Source organism: Faecalibacterium sp. DFI.5.82, assembly GCF_029076575.1.
Lineage (GTDB): Bacteria > Bacillota > Clostridia > Oscillospirales > Ruminococcaceae > Faecalibacterium > Faecalibacterium duncaniae.
In genome coordinates, this window is the sequence record NZ_JARFIS010000164.1 from 1 (window position 1) to 355 (window position 355).

Genomic DNA, 355 nt, shown 5'->3' on the forward strand with positions numbered 1-355 from the left:
GGAGCTTTTGCAAATACTGTTTTATGGGAACTCTGCTACACGGCATCTCTCATTTTTTATGCGATGGTTTCCAGCACCGGTTCCTCCGGCGGGGGAAGCAGGGTGGAGTGGGCTTCCACGAACTCTGCCGCCCGCTGGCTGGCGATGCCCTGCCGCACCTTGCGGAAATCGTTGGCAGGGAAGGTGCGCTCGCCCTTCCAGTGCGCCAGCGCGGCCTCCACCTCGGCATCGGTGGGCCAGAGGTGTTCCCGCTCGGCCACCATCAGAAGGCCCAGACTGCCCCGCAGCTTCTGCTCTGCCTGTGCGGGGCCAGACCGTGGAACAGTTCCGCACCGAGCTCCACGCACAGGCAGAG

The 355-nt window shown here is 63.7% G+C and carries 1 pseudogene; it reads right to left on the minus strand.

Annotation, left to right across the window (positions count from 1 at the left end):
• Positions 1-56: 56 nt before the first annotated feature.
• A pseudogene (locus tag P0G09_RS16070) lies at positions 57-355 on the minus strand (FKBP-type peptidylprolyl isomerase); the annotation flags it as partial.